This window comes from Polynucleobacter sp. MWH-UH35A, assembly GCF_018687075.1.
Classification (GTDB): Bacteria; Pseudomonadota; Gammaproteobacteria; order Burkholderiales; family Burkholderiaceae; genus Polynucleobacter.
Window position 1 is genome coordinate 424,584 of record NZ_CP061285.1, and the last position, 15,226, is coordinate 439,809.

Annotated in this window: 13 protein-coding genes; 2 read left to right on the top strand and 11 right to left on the bottom strand. The window is 46.0% G+C overall.

The genetic code is table 11. The annotated features are described in order from the left end of the window. Window positions 1-38 precede the first annotated feature (38 nt). Window positions 39-2,489, top strand: coding sequence for a replicative DNA helicase (gene dnaB / locus ICV36_RS02335; RefSeq protein WP_371743214.1), 2,451 nt, complete (start codon window positions 39-41; stop codon window positions 2,487-2,489). Window positions 2,490-2,601: 112 nt separating this feature from the next. Here dnaB and ICV36_RS02340 read toward each other — a convergent pair whose 3' ends face one another. Then, the gene (locus tag ICV36_RS02340; RefSeq protein WP_215400943.1) at window positions 2,602-2,868 is read right to left on the bottom strand and encodes a hypothetical protein; all 267 of its coding nucleotides are present in this window, start codon (window positions 2,866-2,868) and stop codon (window positions 2,602-2,604) included. 122 nt (window positions 2,869-2,990) lie between these two features. Between ICV36_RS02340 and ICV36_RS02345 the strand changes: the two genes are divergently transcribed. Continuing rightward, the gene (locus tag ICV36_RS02345; protein ID WP_215400944.1) at window positions 2,991-5,114 is read left to right on the top strand and encodes an autotransporter domain-containing protein; all 2,124 of its coding nucleotides are present in this window, start codon (window positions 2,991-2,993) and stop codon (window positions 5,112-5,114) included. A gap of 6 nt (window positions 5,115-5,120) precedes the next feature. Here ICV36_RS02345 and ICV36_RS02350 read toward each other — a convergent pair whose 3' ends face one another. From ICV36_RS02350 to ICV36_RS02395, 10 genes are all read right to left on the bottom strand, one after another. Then, a complete protein-coding gene (locus tag ICV36_RS02350) occupies window positions 5,121-5,654 on the bottom strand; it encodes a C40 family peptidase (protein WP_215400945.1) in 534 nt (177 codons plus the stop codon). After that, window positions 5,635-7,293 (bottom strand): PhoH family protein, encoded by a 1,659-nt coding sequence (locus ICV36_RS02355; RefSeq protein WP_215400946.1) that lies wholly within the window; start codon window positions 7,291-7,293, stop codon window positions 5,635-5,637. Before ICV36_RS02355 ends, ICV36_RS02350 begins: the two co-directional genes overlap by 20 nt. Window positions 7,294-7,525: 232 nt before the next feature. After that, complete coding sequence (locus ICV36_RS02360) at window positions 7,526-7,993, bottom strand: peroxiredoxin (RefSeq protein WP_215400947.1); 468 nt, start codon at window positions 7,991-7,993, stop codon at window positions 7,526-7,528. Window positions 7,994-8,034: 41 nt separating this feature from the next. Continuing rightward, entirely contained in the window at window positions 8,035-8,952 is a 918-nt protein-coding gene (locus tag ICV36_RS02365; protein ID WP_215400948.1) for a polysaccharide deacetylase family protein, read from the bottom strand. Window positions 8,953-8,971: 19 nt separating this feature from the next. Beyond that, entirely contained in the window at window positions 8,972-10,018 is a 1,047-nt protein-coding gene (locus ICV36_RS02370) for a bifunctional UDP-4-keto-pentose/UDP-xylose synthase (RefSeq protein WP_215400949.1), read from the bottom strand. Between the two features lie 37 nt (window positions 10,019-10,055). Then, a complete protein-coding gene (locus ICV36_RS02375) occupies window positions 10,056-10,925 on the bottom strand; it encodes a formyltransferase (RefSeq protein WP_215400950.1) in 870 nt (289 codons plus the stop codon). Then, window positions 10,926-11,888 carry a glycosyltransferase gene (locus tag ICV36_RS02380; RefSeq protein WP_215400951.1) on the bottom strand — a complete coding sequence of 321 codons (963 nt, stop codon included), beginning with the start codon at window positions 11,886-11,888 and terminating at the stop codon, window positions 10,926-10,928. It abuts the gene before it with no gap. Between the two features lie 41 nt (window positions 11,889-11,929). Next, on the bottom strand, window positions 11,930-13,093 hold the full coding sequence (locus ICV36_RS02385; protein WP_215400952.1) for a DegT/DnrJ/EryC1/StrS aminotransferase family protein: 1,164 nt from the start codon (window positions 13,091-13,093) through the stop codon (window positions 11,930-11,932). A 26-nt stretch (window positions 13,094-13,119) separates the two neighbouring features. Further along, complete coding sequence (locus ICV36_RS02390; protein ID WP_215400953.1) at window positions 13,120-14,811, bottom strand: glycosyltransferase family 39 protein; 1,692 nt, start codon at window positions 14,809-14,811, stop codon at window positions 13,120-13,122. After that, a complete protein-coding gene (locus tag ICV36_RS02395) occupies window positions 14,811-15,188 on the bottom strand; it encodes an Mth938-like domain-containing protein (protein WP_215400954.1) in 378 nt (125 codons plus the stop codon). Before ICV36_RS02395 ends, ICV36_RS02390 begins: the two co-directional genes overlap by 1 nt. Window positions 15,189-15,226 lie beyond the last annotated feature (38 nt).

The window sequence follows — 15,226 nt, forward strand, 5'->3', positions numbered from 1 at the left end:
AATCCCGTTCACGTTCCGTTGCGCTAAATCCTGGCATGATGGGTTCTGGGGATGCAGTCGTGCAGGCTTTAAAAGTTCCACCGCATTCTGTAGAAGCCGAGCAATCACTGCTCGGCGGTCTACTGATCGATAACTCTGCTTGGGATAACCTAGGCGGAGTATTAAACGATAAAGATTTCTATCGCCCCGAACATGCTTTGATTTACAAAGCAATTGCTCGTTTAGTTGGCGACAATCATCCCGCTGACGTCATTACGGTTCATGATGCAATTAAGTCTGAGCAGGGCGGCGATTTGGTTGGTATTGATTACCTTAATTCATTAGCGCAAAACACGCCAAGTGCAGCGAACATTAAAGGCTATGCTGACATTGTTCGTGATCGCAGTATTTTGCGTCGTTTGATTGAAGTTTCAGACAGCATTGTTAATTCAGCATTCGTTCCAGAAGGCCGAACAGTCAGAACCCTGTTGGATGAAGCTGAGTCACGCATTCTGCAAATTGGTGAAGAAGGTAGTCGCAAAGCGGATTACCTCGAAATTGAGCCGCTCTTAAAAGCAGTAGTTGCGCGTATTGATGAACTCTATAACCGCCAAGGCGGCAGCGATATTACCGGCATCGCAACTGGCTTTATAGATCTAGATAAGCAAACCAGCGGCTTGCAAAAGGGTGATTTAGTGATTGTTGCCGGACGTCCTTCCATGGGTAAGGCTCAACCACTTGATGCAAAAATTAAAACGGTTGATGGCTGGAAATTGATGGGTGACCTGAAGTTTGGCGATCGACTGGCATCTGTCGATGGTCAGCACTCTATGGTTACGGGCATTTACCCACAGGGCATTAAACAGATATACAAAGTGACTTTTTCTGATGGTCGTCAAGCTGAATGTTGTGACGAGCATCTTTGGCGAGTCATGTATCGGGATTGGTCTGAGCCACGAGTTATTAATACATCTCGCCTCATGGAGATGCTGCAGTGTGCACGCTATAAAAACAGATTATGGATTGATCCAGTCTCGGGTGATTTTGGTCACACAAAAGAATTGCCAATTCATCCGTGGGTCTTAGGTGCATTGCTAGGTGATGGCACGTTAGCGCTATCCCATGGCAGCGTAATGTTCTCCACTAAATCTCCTGAACTTGTCGACCGCATCAATATGCTCGCTGGCTATGAAATGGAGTTGGTGCATGCAAATGCTTATGACTGGAGACTAGTTTCCAAGGAGAGGGTTGCTGTTAATGGCCAAAGAGTTCATGTAAAGACAAACTTCTTTAGATCCGCACTCGATGAATTAGGCATGCTTGGCTGCAGAAGTTTTGATAAATATATTCCGGCTACTTATCTTGAAGCCAATAAAACTTCTCGTCTTGCATTGTTCCAGGGTTTGATGGATACCGATGGATGGATTGAAAAGTGGGGCTCCATTCGCTTTTGTACTGCAAGCAAACAATTGTCTGAGGATGTCGCAACTTTAGCTAGATCTCTAGGTGGCTTTTGCTCAATAGCGCATAAGCAGACAAGCTACACCTACAAGGGTGAAAAGAAGCAAGGTCGATTATCTTATGTTTTGAATATGAGCTTCGCTGCCGGCTTTGAAGCTTTTACTCTGCCAGAAAAGAAAGAAAGATTAAGAGCTAACTGGGATCGCCAACGTAGACTGACATTCAAGGCTATTGAGCCGTCTAGGATGTCTGAGGCGCAATGTATCTCAGTTAGTCATCCTCAAAGAACCTATGTAACAAATGACTATGTAGTTACTCACAACACCGCGTTTGCGTTGAATATTGCTGAGAATGTTGCGCTTGCTGAAGGTTTGCCAGTTGTAGTGTTCTCTATGGAGATGTCGGGCGAACAATTGGCAGCCCGTTTATTGGGTTCGGTAGGGCGCGTTGACCAGGGTCGTATGCGTACTGGCAAGTTGCAAGATGATGAGTGGCCACGCGTTACCGATGCAATTGCACGTTTAAGCAACACCCAAATTTTGATTGATGAGACAGGTTCTCTATCCAGCTTAGAGTTGCGTGCACGTGCACGTCGTATTGCCAGAAACTTTGGCGGTACGCTCGGATTGGTGGTGATTGATTACCTGCAGTTGATGAGTGGTTCCGGTTCCGAAAACCGTGCAACCGAGATTTCTGAAATCTCACGCTCACTCAAGTCGCTTGCAAAAGAATTGCAGTGCCCAGTAGTTGCGCTATCTCAATTGAATCGTGGTCTTGAGCAGCGTCCTAACAAGCGTCCGATCATGTCTGACTTACGTGAATCTGGCGCTATTGAGCAAGATGCCGACTTAATTATGTTCATCTATCGTGATGAGGTGTATCACCCAGATACCACGACCGATAAAGGTGTGGCAGAGATCATCATTGGTAAGCAGCGTAACGGTCCAATTGGTACGGTGCGCCTAAGTTGGCAAGGTCCGTATACCAAGTTTGATAATTTGGCGATGGGATCGATTGGTTACTCTTCTGGTGGATATGAGCCGTTCTAAGTAAAAATATTAAAAAAATAGAAGAGCAAATAGATGAAGAAAAAGCCTCACATTGTGAGGCTTTTTTACTGAAGCAATAAATCAGATCAGCGCGTGATACATGTAATGAATATTATTTGCCGCCTTCGCATTTCTTGATGGAGGCCGCTTTAGCTGCGCCATAGAGTGGCTTGCCATCTTTACTTACCGCCTTTGCTTCACAGTCATTCGGCTTGGTATCACCCATGCATTTCTTAATGGAGGCATCTTTGGCGGCTCCATAAAGCGGCTTACCATCTTTGCTCACCGCTTTCGCTTCACAAGCAGCTTGATCAGCAAAAGCGTAAGTGGGAAGTGCAAAACTTAGTGCAGCGCTTAAAGTAATGATCAACTTTTTCATATGATTTCTCCTAGTTTGGTGAATTAACTATATCTGCTTATAAAGCTTAAAACTATTATTTTTTAATCATTTGGTTAATGCATTAGCTCTAGGGTTAATGGATATAAACTATCGGGGTAATTATGATTAACCATATCTTTAATGTGGCTAAATCTCCAATCCCCTTCATAGTTGAGTTCAATACGATGCTCCTTCGGTCTGTATATCAGTGCATTACTCGGATTTCCTTGGCTGGATTTGCTTTATTTGCTTCTGCAGCAGTCTTTGCGGCTGGTAGTTGTGATAACTACACTCCCGATACAAGCGGAACAACGGTTACCTGTATTCCGTCTGGCTCAACTTCTGCTGGTGTAATTTCCACGCAAGGTAGCACCAGTGCAGGCAACAACGTTACTGTGAATGTAAATTCCGGAACCGTACTTTTAATTAACGGCTCCACAATTGGTTTAGGTAGTGGCGCCAATGTTACAAACAATGGTAATTTAAATACCAGCTCTTTTTATAACGGCTACGGCATATCTTCTGGGGCAAATAGTCGATCTCAAGCAGGCGGTAGCACCATTGCAAACACTCCTATTACGGGCGTTTCTGGTACTGGCTCTATTACTACGGGCGGTGGAAATGCTGCCGGTATTTACATTAGCGCTACGAATGCAAGCTCGAGTGCAAACACAATTACGAATGCCGGATCGATAACGACATCTGGTGCCAATTCCGCTGGTGTGCGCCTTAATTCTGGCTCAAGGTCTGGAGTAAATACGATTTCAAACTCAGGAGTGATTTCTACTTCGGGGGCATCGGCCAATGGCATTGATATTTTAGGATCTGCACAGGTAACCGTTGAAAATACTGGCTCTATCACGGCTTCTGGCGCGAATTCCTTTGGTATTTACAGCGCCGGAAATATAACTACTTTGAATAACTCGCAGGGTGGCTCGAACCCCCTGACGTATTCAGGTATTTTGCCAGTTAACTATAACGTGATTGTTACGGACTTAACTCATTACGGTAAGTTAGATGTCACTAAAGGTGCCGTAACTGGAGTAATGAATTTCAATATTAATAATGGCTCCTCGCTGGCATATAACACTACATACTCAACCGTTCTTAATGGATTGAAGATTAATAATCTCGGAAATTCATATGGAACATTTAATTCTGGTGGCAATAACTATGTATGGGCCTTGGTACATCGTGTAGGTGGATCTGCTATGCAGTCTGACTTGGTCATTCAACCCATTCCCCCATCTGCAGCGCCGCCGGCCCTCGATACTCTGAAGGCCGAATTAATTGCCCAAGACTATCTGCTTAACCCTGTAGATCCTGATACTCAGGCTTCACTTACTTCGCTAGGTAATACTCTGCAAAGTCTATTTGCTATGCAGAGTGCTGGTGTTGTGAATGGCACGACCTATGACTGTTCTCTGTTTGGTGCAAATAATGTTTGCGTTTCTGCTGGTGGTCGCTTTACAAATGTTAGCGGCTATCCCGATAACACTACCAGCGCTTTGATTATTGGCGCCTATCGTTTTTCTCCTAATTTACGATTTGGTGGATATCTAGATCAAAATCTTGTGCAAAGCACTCCTGGTGGAATTGCGCAGCTTAACAATGGCAGCCCTATGGTAGGTGTCTTTGGCGTTTGGTCTCAAAATTCGGATGGTACGGGTGTGGAAGCGAAAATATCTGCTGGCTATGCGAATAAGGGTGCAACCTTAACTAGACCGGTAGTGGGAGCTTCGGAGGCTGGGTCTGGTTCAACTAATTTAACCACGCAAGGTATTCAAGGTTTACTTAAATATGGTTTTGCAGTTGGTAATAAGTCTCTTATTTCGCCATATGCTGGTATGCGTTATGTTGTGGGAGGTATGGGCGGTTATAGTGAGGCTCAATCGAATACTGTCTCCAGTCCTTTAACTTATAACGCCATTGCTAATTACACAACAACTGCGCTTGCAGGATTCATTGGAAGTCATAAGCTAAATGAGAAAACAATGCTAGTTGCCAGTGCTGGTGCGGAAAAAGATGTCAATGCGAATGTCGGTAATCTGATTTCTACTGGTAACGGCGATTACAACATTGCTATGAATAATAACTACCGCACATTAAGACCGACAGCTACCCTTGGCGCTTTTTATGATTTAAGTACTAGGGAGAGACTAGGTTTAACAGGTATTTATCGTCAAGAGGCTTATCAAGCCATCACATCCACAACAGTCCTAGCCACCTATACAGTCGGTCTTTAATACTGCTTACTGGGAAGCTATGCGACGTGCTTCAGTGAACTTCGCAGCCCAGTAGGGTGTGGTGATGTAATCGAGGCGTACAGTTCCACCGGCACTTGGAGCATGTACAAATCTGCCTTGCCCGACATAGATACCAGCATGTGAATATTTTTCACCAGTCGTGTTGAAGAATACTAGATCACCAGGCGCAGGCGGCTCATTATCAACACTACGACCTTTGGTGCTCATCAATTGAATGGTGCGCGGTAGTTTGATGCCTGCAGCCTTGTTATAGACATACACAATCAGTCCACTGCAATCAAACCCACCTTTTGGGGTATTGCCGCCATATCGATAAGGGACGTCTACTAAGCCAACTGCAGCAATAGAAATATCTTCAGTTCCTACACTGGTGTCTTGTTTGAATTGAGAAACTTTTGCGGCGCTTGATTTTCCGCCAAATGTGCTGCACCCGCTTAGGATGAGTAAGCTACAAATAAAAATGCCGCACCCCAGAAGAGTGCGGCATGAGAAAGATTGCTTAGAGTGCGTCAGCAGCATGATCCGCAAGACGTGAACGCTCACCGCGAGCCAGGGTCACGTGACCGCCATGACGCCAGCCTTTGAAGCGATCGACTACATAAGTAAGTCCAGAAGAGCCTTCGGTTAAATATGGAGTATCTATCTGTGCAATGTTTCCTAAACAGACAATTTTGGTTCCAGGGCCTGCGCGAGTAACTAAGGTCTTCATTTGTTTTGGAGTCAAGTTTTGCGCTTCATCAATAATGACGAACTTACTTACAAAGGTTCTACCACGCATAAAGTTCATGCTCTTTACTTTGATGCGCGACCGAATGAGTTCTTGGGTGGCAGCGCGACCCCACTCACCAGCACCATCATCATTGCGTTGCAGAACTTCAAGGTTGTCATCAAACGCACCCATCCAAGGCTGCATCTTTTCTTCTTCGGTGCCTGGAAGAAAGCCAATGTCTTCGCCGACCGGCACGGTGGCACGTGTAATGATAATCTCGTTATAACGCTTGCTGTCTAATACTTGCTCAAGCCCAGCAGCCAATGCTAGTAGGGTTTTTCCAGTACCAGCTTGACCTAACAGGGTCACAAAGTCCACATCAGGATTCATCAGCAGGTTCATAGCAAAGTTTTGTTCGCGGTTACGTGCGGTAACGCTCCAGACGTTGTTTTTCTGGTGAGAGAAGTCTCTGAGTGTTTGTAGAAGCGCTGTCTTGCCATTAATTTCTTTTACTTGGGCATAGAAAGGAGTAGAGCCATCTGGATTTTCTTGATAAACAAATTGGTTTACCAACATGCTTTGCACGGATGGTCCAGTAACTCGATAAAACATCGTGCCGGATTTAGAATCAGCCCAGCTTTCCATATCCTTGCCATGCTTAGGCCAAAAATCTGCCGGTAATGTCATTACGCCCGCATACATCAAGTCGCGATCTTCTAAAACTTGGTCATTGAAGTAATCTTCAGCAGGCAAGCCAAGTGCGCGCGCTTTAATGCGCATATTGATATCTTTAGATACCAATACGACTTCTTGGTCTTTGCGAGTTTTTTGTAATTCGCTAACAACCGCAAGGATAAGGTTGTCACCTTTACCTTCGGGCAGACCCTCAGGCAAAGCTTGGGTAGTGAGTTTTGTTTGGAAGAATAAGCGACCAGTGACATCTTGATTGCCTAGCTTATTCAGAGGAATACCATCATCCAAGGTGCCGCTCGTGCCGGCAATCAACTGGTCTAGGGATCTACTTACAGTACGGGCATTGCGGGCTACCTCAGTCATACCTTTCTTATGATTGTCCAGCTCTTCAAGAGTGGTCATCGGCAGATAAAGGTCATGCTCCGAAAAGCGAAACAGTGAGCTTGGGTCATGCATCAACACGTTAGTATCCAGGACAAATAAGCTTGGGGGTCCAGTGCGAACAACGCGCTTTGGTTTTGCCGGCGCCGTTACTTTGTTCTCATTGCGCTGTTGATGTGTAGGACGATGGTCCGCTTTAATCTTTTCGAGGGCAACTTCAGCCGCAGATAAATCTTCTTCCGCATCGTTAGTCCAATCAACAGCTTCCATTACCACTGGTTTTGCTTGAGCAGGACGTTTCTTTAAGTCGGGAGTATCTTTGCGACTGAGTTTCACTTGATCAGCAATTTGAGTGGGGATTGGGGGCAGTGGCATGGACTCTCCTAAAAGAAAAAACCGCCAAGCGGAGTGCGTTGACGGTTTATTGCGAAACTGGTTGCGGTGGTACTGAAAAAACGGAGGGGGTTACTCTCCGCACCTGATCTGAGATATTCAGGTTTCTGATTCAAACGGATTGTCAGACTTTCCCGTCGTTTACGGTGCATATGAATCACTTTACCCCAAAATTCGGGGTTTGCAAGCACCTCAGATCAAATTGTTGTAAAAATTACTTAGTGGCTTGAGCTGCTTGTAATACCTCTGTCACATGACCTGGAACCTTCAGGCCGCGCCACTCTTTTACAAGCTTGCCGGTGGAGTCAAATAAGAAGGTGCTGCGCTCGACGCCACGGACTTGTTTGCCGTACATATTCTTCATTTTCATGACGCCGAAGATCTGGCAAAGTGTCTCTTCAGTATCAGCAACTAACTCAAATGGGAGCTCTAGTTTGCTGCGGAAGTTATCGTGTGATTTGATGCTATCTCGGGAAACCCCTACCACCAAAGTATTGGCCTTAGTAAAGGCCTCAATGTTGTCTCTGAATTCACCTGACTCAGCAGTACAACCTGGAGTCATATCCTTGGGGTAAAAATACAGAACCAATTTTTTGCCTTTTGCGGACGCTGGCGAAAATGTTAATCCAGAAGTTGCTGGAATTGCGCACTGCGGTATGGGTTGACCAATGGCTACTGTCATGATGATCCTTCGTTGGTTGTCTCTGATGCTTAATAAATGAATTAGTTATTTTGAATGATTAAATCACCGCTGCGATTAGGTATTTCACCCCAAGTCAGTGGCAGTACGGCTATTTTATCGAGTTGCTTGGTTGCCTCCCAAGATTTGTGCAGCTCGCCCATGGTGACAAGGTCATGGCCTTGATTTAGCCATCCAGCTAGCAGTTGCTCAAATGCTGGTAATAACTTCTGACCTTCCAGTTCAGCATGCAAGGTGAAGACCTGGTCATTTGGGTTGCTCTGAGTGATCTCTAAAAGCTTCTTAACGGCACCAAATTCATCGGCACCATCGATACCGATGAGCTCATCAAAGGTGGGGAGTGTGGTTGGATATTGAACATGCTTGGCTTTACCTGCGGATAGCGCAAGACGATAGGGTATGAGGTTTGGTTCCGCCCTTCCATCAGACGAGTAGGCAATACCCCATTGATCAAGTTGCTCAAAAGCAGCTTCATTCATTTGCCATCCAGCTGCGCCATATGTGACTGGCGCATGACCAAAGATCTCTACAAATCGATCCCAGCTTTTTTGCATCATTTCTTTGGTCCACTGCGCATCTTGGTTGCGGACGGCATCTTGCCATGCAACATGATCCCAAGTATGAATCCCAGTTTCGTGACCTGCTTTATCAATGGCGCGCATTTCTGCGGCGGCTTTCTTGCCAATATCTGGTCCAGGAAGGAGAACTCCATAAAGCAAAGTCTTTATGCCGTAATGCTCGACAACGGAGGTGCGACTTACTTTTTTTAAAAAGCCTGGTCGAAAGACACGCTTTAAGGCCCAGCCAGTATGGTCAGGGCCAAGGCTGAACAGAAAGGTGGCTTTGAGACCAAAACGCTCTAGAGTTCGAGCAAGATTAGGTACACCCTCTTTAGTGCCGCGTAAGGTGTCTACATCAACCTTGAGAGCTATCTTAGCCATGTACCTTTGGTTTACTCGCTTATTCTTTATCAACTAGGTGACGTGCTTTTTCTACGTCGCCACGATAGGCTTCAAAAATATTTTTGAGGGCATCAGTCATTGTGGTCGTAGGCTTCCAGCCCAATTCATTCATCGTGTTATCAATTGCAGGAACGCGATTTTGCACATCTTGGTAGCCTTCACCGTAATATGCGCCTGAAGTTGTCTCCACAATTTTGACTTCATTCGCATTCTTTGCATACTCAGGAATACTGCGGGCAATCTCCAACATCTGATTGGCTAGTTCGCGAATGGAGTGATTGTTTTTAGGGTTGCCGATGTTGTAGATCTTGCCATTAGCAACGCCACCTTTGTTGTCGATAATGCGCATCAAAGCATCGATACCATCGTCAATATATGTAAAGGCACGTTTCTGGGCTCCACCATCAACAACGTTAATAGATTCGCCGCGAACAATATGACCTAAGAACTGAGTCACTACACGGGATGAACCTTCTTTTGGTGTGTAGATGCTATCTAAGCCAGGGCCAATCCAGTTAAACGGACGGAAGAGGGTAAAGCGCAAACCTTCCATGCCATAACCCCAGATCACGCGATCCATTAATTGTTTAGAACATGCGTAGATCCAGCGTGGCTTATTGATAGGGCCGTAGATCATATTCGATTTGGACGGATCGAACTCGCCGTCTTCGCACATGCCATAAACCTCAGAGGTTGATGGAAATACTAAATGCTTTTTGTATTTCACAGCAGAACGCACGATTGGTAAATTGGCTTCGAAGTCGAGCTCAAATACTTTTAGTGGCTGCTGTACATAGGTGGCTGGAGTTGCAATCGCTACTAAAGGCAGAATGACGTCGCATTTACGGATGTGATATTCAACCCATTCTTTATTGATGGTGATGTCACCTTCAAAGAAATGCATACGTGGATGATTGATTAAGTCACCAAGGCGATCATTTTGCATATCCATGCCATAGACATCCCAATCGGTTGTCTCAAGAATGCGCTTGGAAAGGTGGTGACCAATAAAACCGTTCACACCAAGAATGAGTACTTTTTTCATCTTTACTGCCTCGTTTTAATCTAATAAGTGTTGCTACTCAGTTGCTAGCTGGAAACCATTCCAAGATTTCTACTGCTTGGCGGTCGCCGCAAATACCGAATACCTGATTATCAACCACTTGGATGCCACAAACCCCAAGATCGAGATTGGCTGGAAATGGCCCATTTAAGCCGGTCCTGGCAACAATCATTACCTTGCCCTGATGGTCCGTGAAGGCGCCGGGATATGGGGGTGCAACTGCTCTCACGAGGTCATGGACCTGTTTGGCAGTCTGGTTCCAATGAATTTGCCCATCTGCAGGCTTTCGACCCCCAAAATAGCTGCCTTTTTGGAGTTCATTCGGTCTGCGAGGAACTTTGCCCTTTAGGAGGCTGGGTAAAACTTGGTCAATAACACTCACGGCCGCCTGACTGACTTTGCCAAATACATCGGTAGCGGTTTCATTCGGACCAATACTGATTGCCACCTGCCCAACGATATCCCCTGCATCCGGTTTGGCCTCCATCACATGCAGGGTTGCGCCAGTTTCAGTTTCGCCATGAAGGATCGCCCAGTTTACGGGGGCACGACCACGGTATTTCGGAAGTAGTGAGCCATGCATATTCAGTGCGGCAATTTTTGCGCACTTCAAAATCTGCTCTGGAATCATGAAGCGATAGTAGAGGGAAAAAATATAATCTGGAGCAAGAGCTTGCAGCTTCGGAATTAAATTGACTAATTCATTCGCGTTGGGCGCAATGTAAGGGATATTTTTCTCAGCACACAGTTTTGCCACACTCCCAAACCAAACATTCTCATTAGGATCGTCCTGATGGGTAACTACAAGATCAATTTGTATGCCCGCATTGAGAAGCGCTTTGAGGCAGTTGACGCCAACATCGTGATAAGCAAAGACGACTGCGTGCAATTATTTTTTCTCTAGAACAGTTTGCACAACGTAGCGAGGGCGGTTGCGGATTTGCTGATAGATGCGACCAATATATTCACCTAAAAGACCGAGTCCGAAGAGCATGACGCCAATTAAGAAGAAGGTTAGGGCGAAGAGGGTGAATACACCCTCCACCTCAGCGCCTAGAACAAAGCGGCGTACCAGTAGGTAAGCAAACAAGCTGCCTGCAGCTAGGGATAGCAACATACCGAGGATCGAGAAGATCTGTAGCGGCATGATGGAGAAGCCGGTAACCAAATCAAAATTTAGGCGAATCAGTTGGTAAAGGCTGTATTTAGATTCACCTGCAAAACGTTCTTCATGCTTAACAGTAATTTCCACTGGGTTTGCGGAGAAGGTGTATGCGAGCGCAGGGATGAATGTATTACTCTCATCACATTGACGAACTAAATCAACAATACGGCGACTGTAGCCTCGCAACATGCACCCTTGATCAGTCATCGTGATGCGGGTGATGTTTTCACGCAAACGATTCATAGCGCGTGAAGCAAATTTTCTGAAGAAGCTATCGCGACGATCAGCGCGTATGGTACCGACATAATCATGACCTTTTAATAGCTGTTCAGTCAGCGCATCAATTTCTTCTGGAGGATTTTGTAAGTCTGCATCCAAGGTAATGATGTGTTCACCTTTGGCGTATTCAAAGCCAGCCATGATGGCCATATGTTGACCAAAATTGCTATGAAATAAAACGGCGCGTGTGACATCGAGGCGGAGTTCAACTTGCTTGGAAAGGATGCCGGCGGAGCGATCTTTGCTGCCATCATTCACAAACACAATTTCATAGGTAATCTTGCGTTTGGCGGCTAGTGCATCCAAAGCGGGGTAAAGGCGATCAAATAGGGCCTGGAGACCATCTTCCTCGTTGTAGACGGGAATAACAATGCTGAGTGTTGGGTTGGCAACTAAATTTGCAGTCATGCTGCAATTTTGCCTGATTCTGTGGGTTTAACCCAAGAACACTAGTTTTTGCGGTATTTCAGCAAAATTCCGACCAATCCCCTAGCTATACGGCCAATATCTTCATCTGCCATTGAGGGAAATAGGGGGAGAGTGAGAATGGATCGACCAATGCGTTCAGCGATGGGCGTACCCGATGTTTTGTAACCTTGGTTCTTGTAAAGCGTGAAACCAGTAATTGCAGGGTAATGAACGCCAGTACCAATACCTAAATCTTTTAACTCTCTCATTACTTGGGCGCGATCGGCATTTAATTTCTCAAGGGGCAAAACAACTTGAAACATGTGCCAGTTGCTGTCAGTAAAGTTTTCCACTGGAAGTTCTAGATGCAAACTTTCCAAGCCGGCGGATTTCAATTCACCGCGGATGACATCAAAGTATTGGCGCGCTAATTGTGCACGACGCGCTTGATATGCAGGTAGTTGCTTTAGTTGCTCAAGGCCAATCGCCGCATTCACATCTGTCAAGTTATCTTTGCCGCCCAATACATCCACATCCATGCCGTCCATACCTTGACGGGTTAATCCCTGCAAGCGGAACTTCTCTGCAAGTTTTGCTTCATCAGCATTATTGAGCACAAGGCAACCACCCTCAATGGTGGTGAGATTTTTATTGGCCTGAAAGCTGAAGCTCACTAGGTCACCAAAGCTGCCAATCTTCTTCCCTTGCCACTGTGAGCCAAAGGCCTGCGCAGCATCTTCAATCACACGAAGATGATGCTGTTTCGCAATGGCGTAGAGCTGATCCATATCAACAGGTAAGCCAGCTAAATAGACCGGCATGATCGCACGTGTCTTTGGCGTGATTGCAGCAGCAACTTTATTCAAATCAATATTGCGTGTTATAGGATCAATATCGACGAATACTGGTTTTGCGCCAACACTCAAAATGACATTCGAGGTTGCAACCCAAGAAATGGGCGTAGTAAGTACTTCATCGCCAGGACCAATACCTGCAACTTGCAAAGCAATCTTCATGGTTGCTGTGCCATTGGCAAAACAACGCACTGGACGACCGCCAAAGTATTCTCTAAGGGTTGACTCAAACTCTGCCAGCTTTGGGCCAGATGTAACCCAACCCGAACGTAATACATCCGATACAGCATCAATCGTTTCTTGATTAAAGCTGGGTCGTGTAAAAGGAATAAATGTGGAGCTGTTTGACATGATGCTTCTTATATTACTTCACTGTGTCACTGCAACCCACTCGATGTATCTGGGTGCTTCACAATCACTCTGCGAGAGTCGCGGCCGACTTCCTGCATGGGGAAGTTCTGAACCTTTAGTGCATCAAATTGCTCTGGAACCATGAGGGCGTAGGCTGTTAGATCTTCCTGCCAACGGCTAATAAAGGCTTCTAAAGTTGGCATCCAAAGATCTGGTTCTTGATTTACACCAAATTCGAGTTCATCCGGTGACTCCACCATGATCATGGTTCGGCCTAAATAGAAGGGCACCGTGTGATCTAAAAGACGTACTGAATAGAAATTTACTTTTTCAGGAATGGAGGCTTTTACTCGCTCAACCAAATCAATGCCAGAGACGGCGCGGCCTAAAGTCTCATGACCAGTTCCAGCGATGATGGCGCACAGAAAAAACCCACAAGCAAAGCTCACAATACTTTGAATGCCATTGCGTCTGCTTTGCCATGCAGCGTAAGCACTAAAACTCACTAAAGCTAGCAATGCGGCAATTACCCAATAACTATATTGCGCATAGGCTTCAATTTCATCGGGCCTAGCTTGCTTGCCAATCGCATCTAAAAAGAAAAACCCAACGCAGCCCAGAAGTGCAAAACCAAGTGTCTGCACTTTCCATGGGAGCGCCATGGAGTTGGTGTGCCCCAGCAAGCGATCTAAGCGATTGCCAATGATTAAAGCAAGGGCGGGAAAAACAGGAATGATGTAACCGGGCAACTTAGAGTGAGAGACGCTGAAGAATGCAAAGATCACCACAAACCAGCATACCAATAACCAGCTAGGCGAGAACTCCCGACGACGCTCAGTCCACGCCTGGATAACCGCCCCAGGGATTTGCAGGGCCCAAGGGAGGATGCCAATGAGCAGAAGCGGGACAAAGTAATAAATAGGACCTGTTCTGCTGTGTGCATCTTGCGTGAAGCGTTGCAGATGCTCATGGATAAAGAAGAATTCCAAGAACTCGGGATTACGCTGCGCAACCAAAATAAACCAAGGTGCTGTGATAGCTAAGAACAAGATTGTTCCGCTAAATAAACGTAAGCGAGTCCAGATTTTCCAATCCCATGTGCTGATGGAGTAAGCAATAAAAACCATCGCCGGAATTGCGGCACCGATCACACCCTTGGATAAAGTGGCGAGTGCCATAAAGATCCAACAAGCCCACATCCAATTGCGGCAACTATTTTTATGGTGAGAAGTTTGTGCAATCAATAGGCTACATAAAGCTGCAACTAAAAATGCAGACAAACCCATATCTAGTGAATTGAAGTGACCGCTAATGACCCACATGGGGCTGGATGCCAGAACAACGGCAGCTAACCATCCAGCTCTAGGATTAAAGATTCTTGCGCCAGTAAATCCAACCAGAAGAATGGTTAAGAAGCCGGTGAGCGCTGTCCATAGACGTGCTTGCCAATCACCAATGCCAAACACTTGAAAGGCAGTAGCAGTGGCCCAAGCTTGCAATGGTGGCTTTTCAAAATATTTATAGCCGTTGTAACGCGGGGTAATCCAGTCGCCAGTGACCAGCATTTCTCGGGCAATCTCCGCATAGCGCCCCTCGTCAGATGGAATAAGGTGACGGTAGTTAAGGGTGCCAAACCATAGCAGCGCATACAGGATGACCAAGAGCAAAATCTTGCCTGGATGAAGGGCTGAGGACTGCCGAATCTGGCCAAATTGCATTAAACAGGTTCCACAATCAGCGCCAACAAGACTCGACGCCCTTCACCAACCAAAATGTTGTAGGTGCGACAGGCGGCTTGAGAGTCCATGATTTCAAAGCCAATTTTGGCGGAAATCAATGCGTTCAGTAGTTCTGGCTTCGGAAAACGTTGACGACTACCGGTCCCAATCAGGATTAATTCTGGTTTTAAATCAACGAGTTGCGTGAAATTATGGGCCTCTAGATCGTCAAATGTCTTAACTGGCCAATTGGAGATAGCGCCGTCAGAGCTGAGGACAACCGCATGGGCGTAAGGAATCTTATTGATCTCTACGTAGCCATCGCCGTAGCCGGTGATCGTATTCGCTCCCGAATGGGGGTCAGATTGAAGCTTCAAGTGGACTCTCTGTCATAATTATGTGGATTATAGCTAGC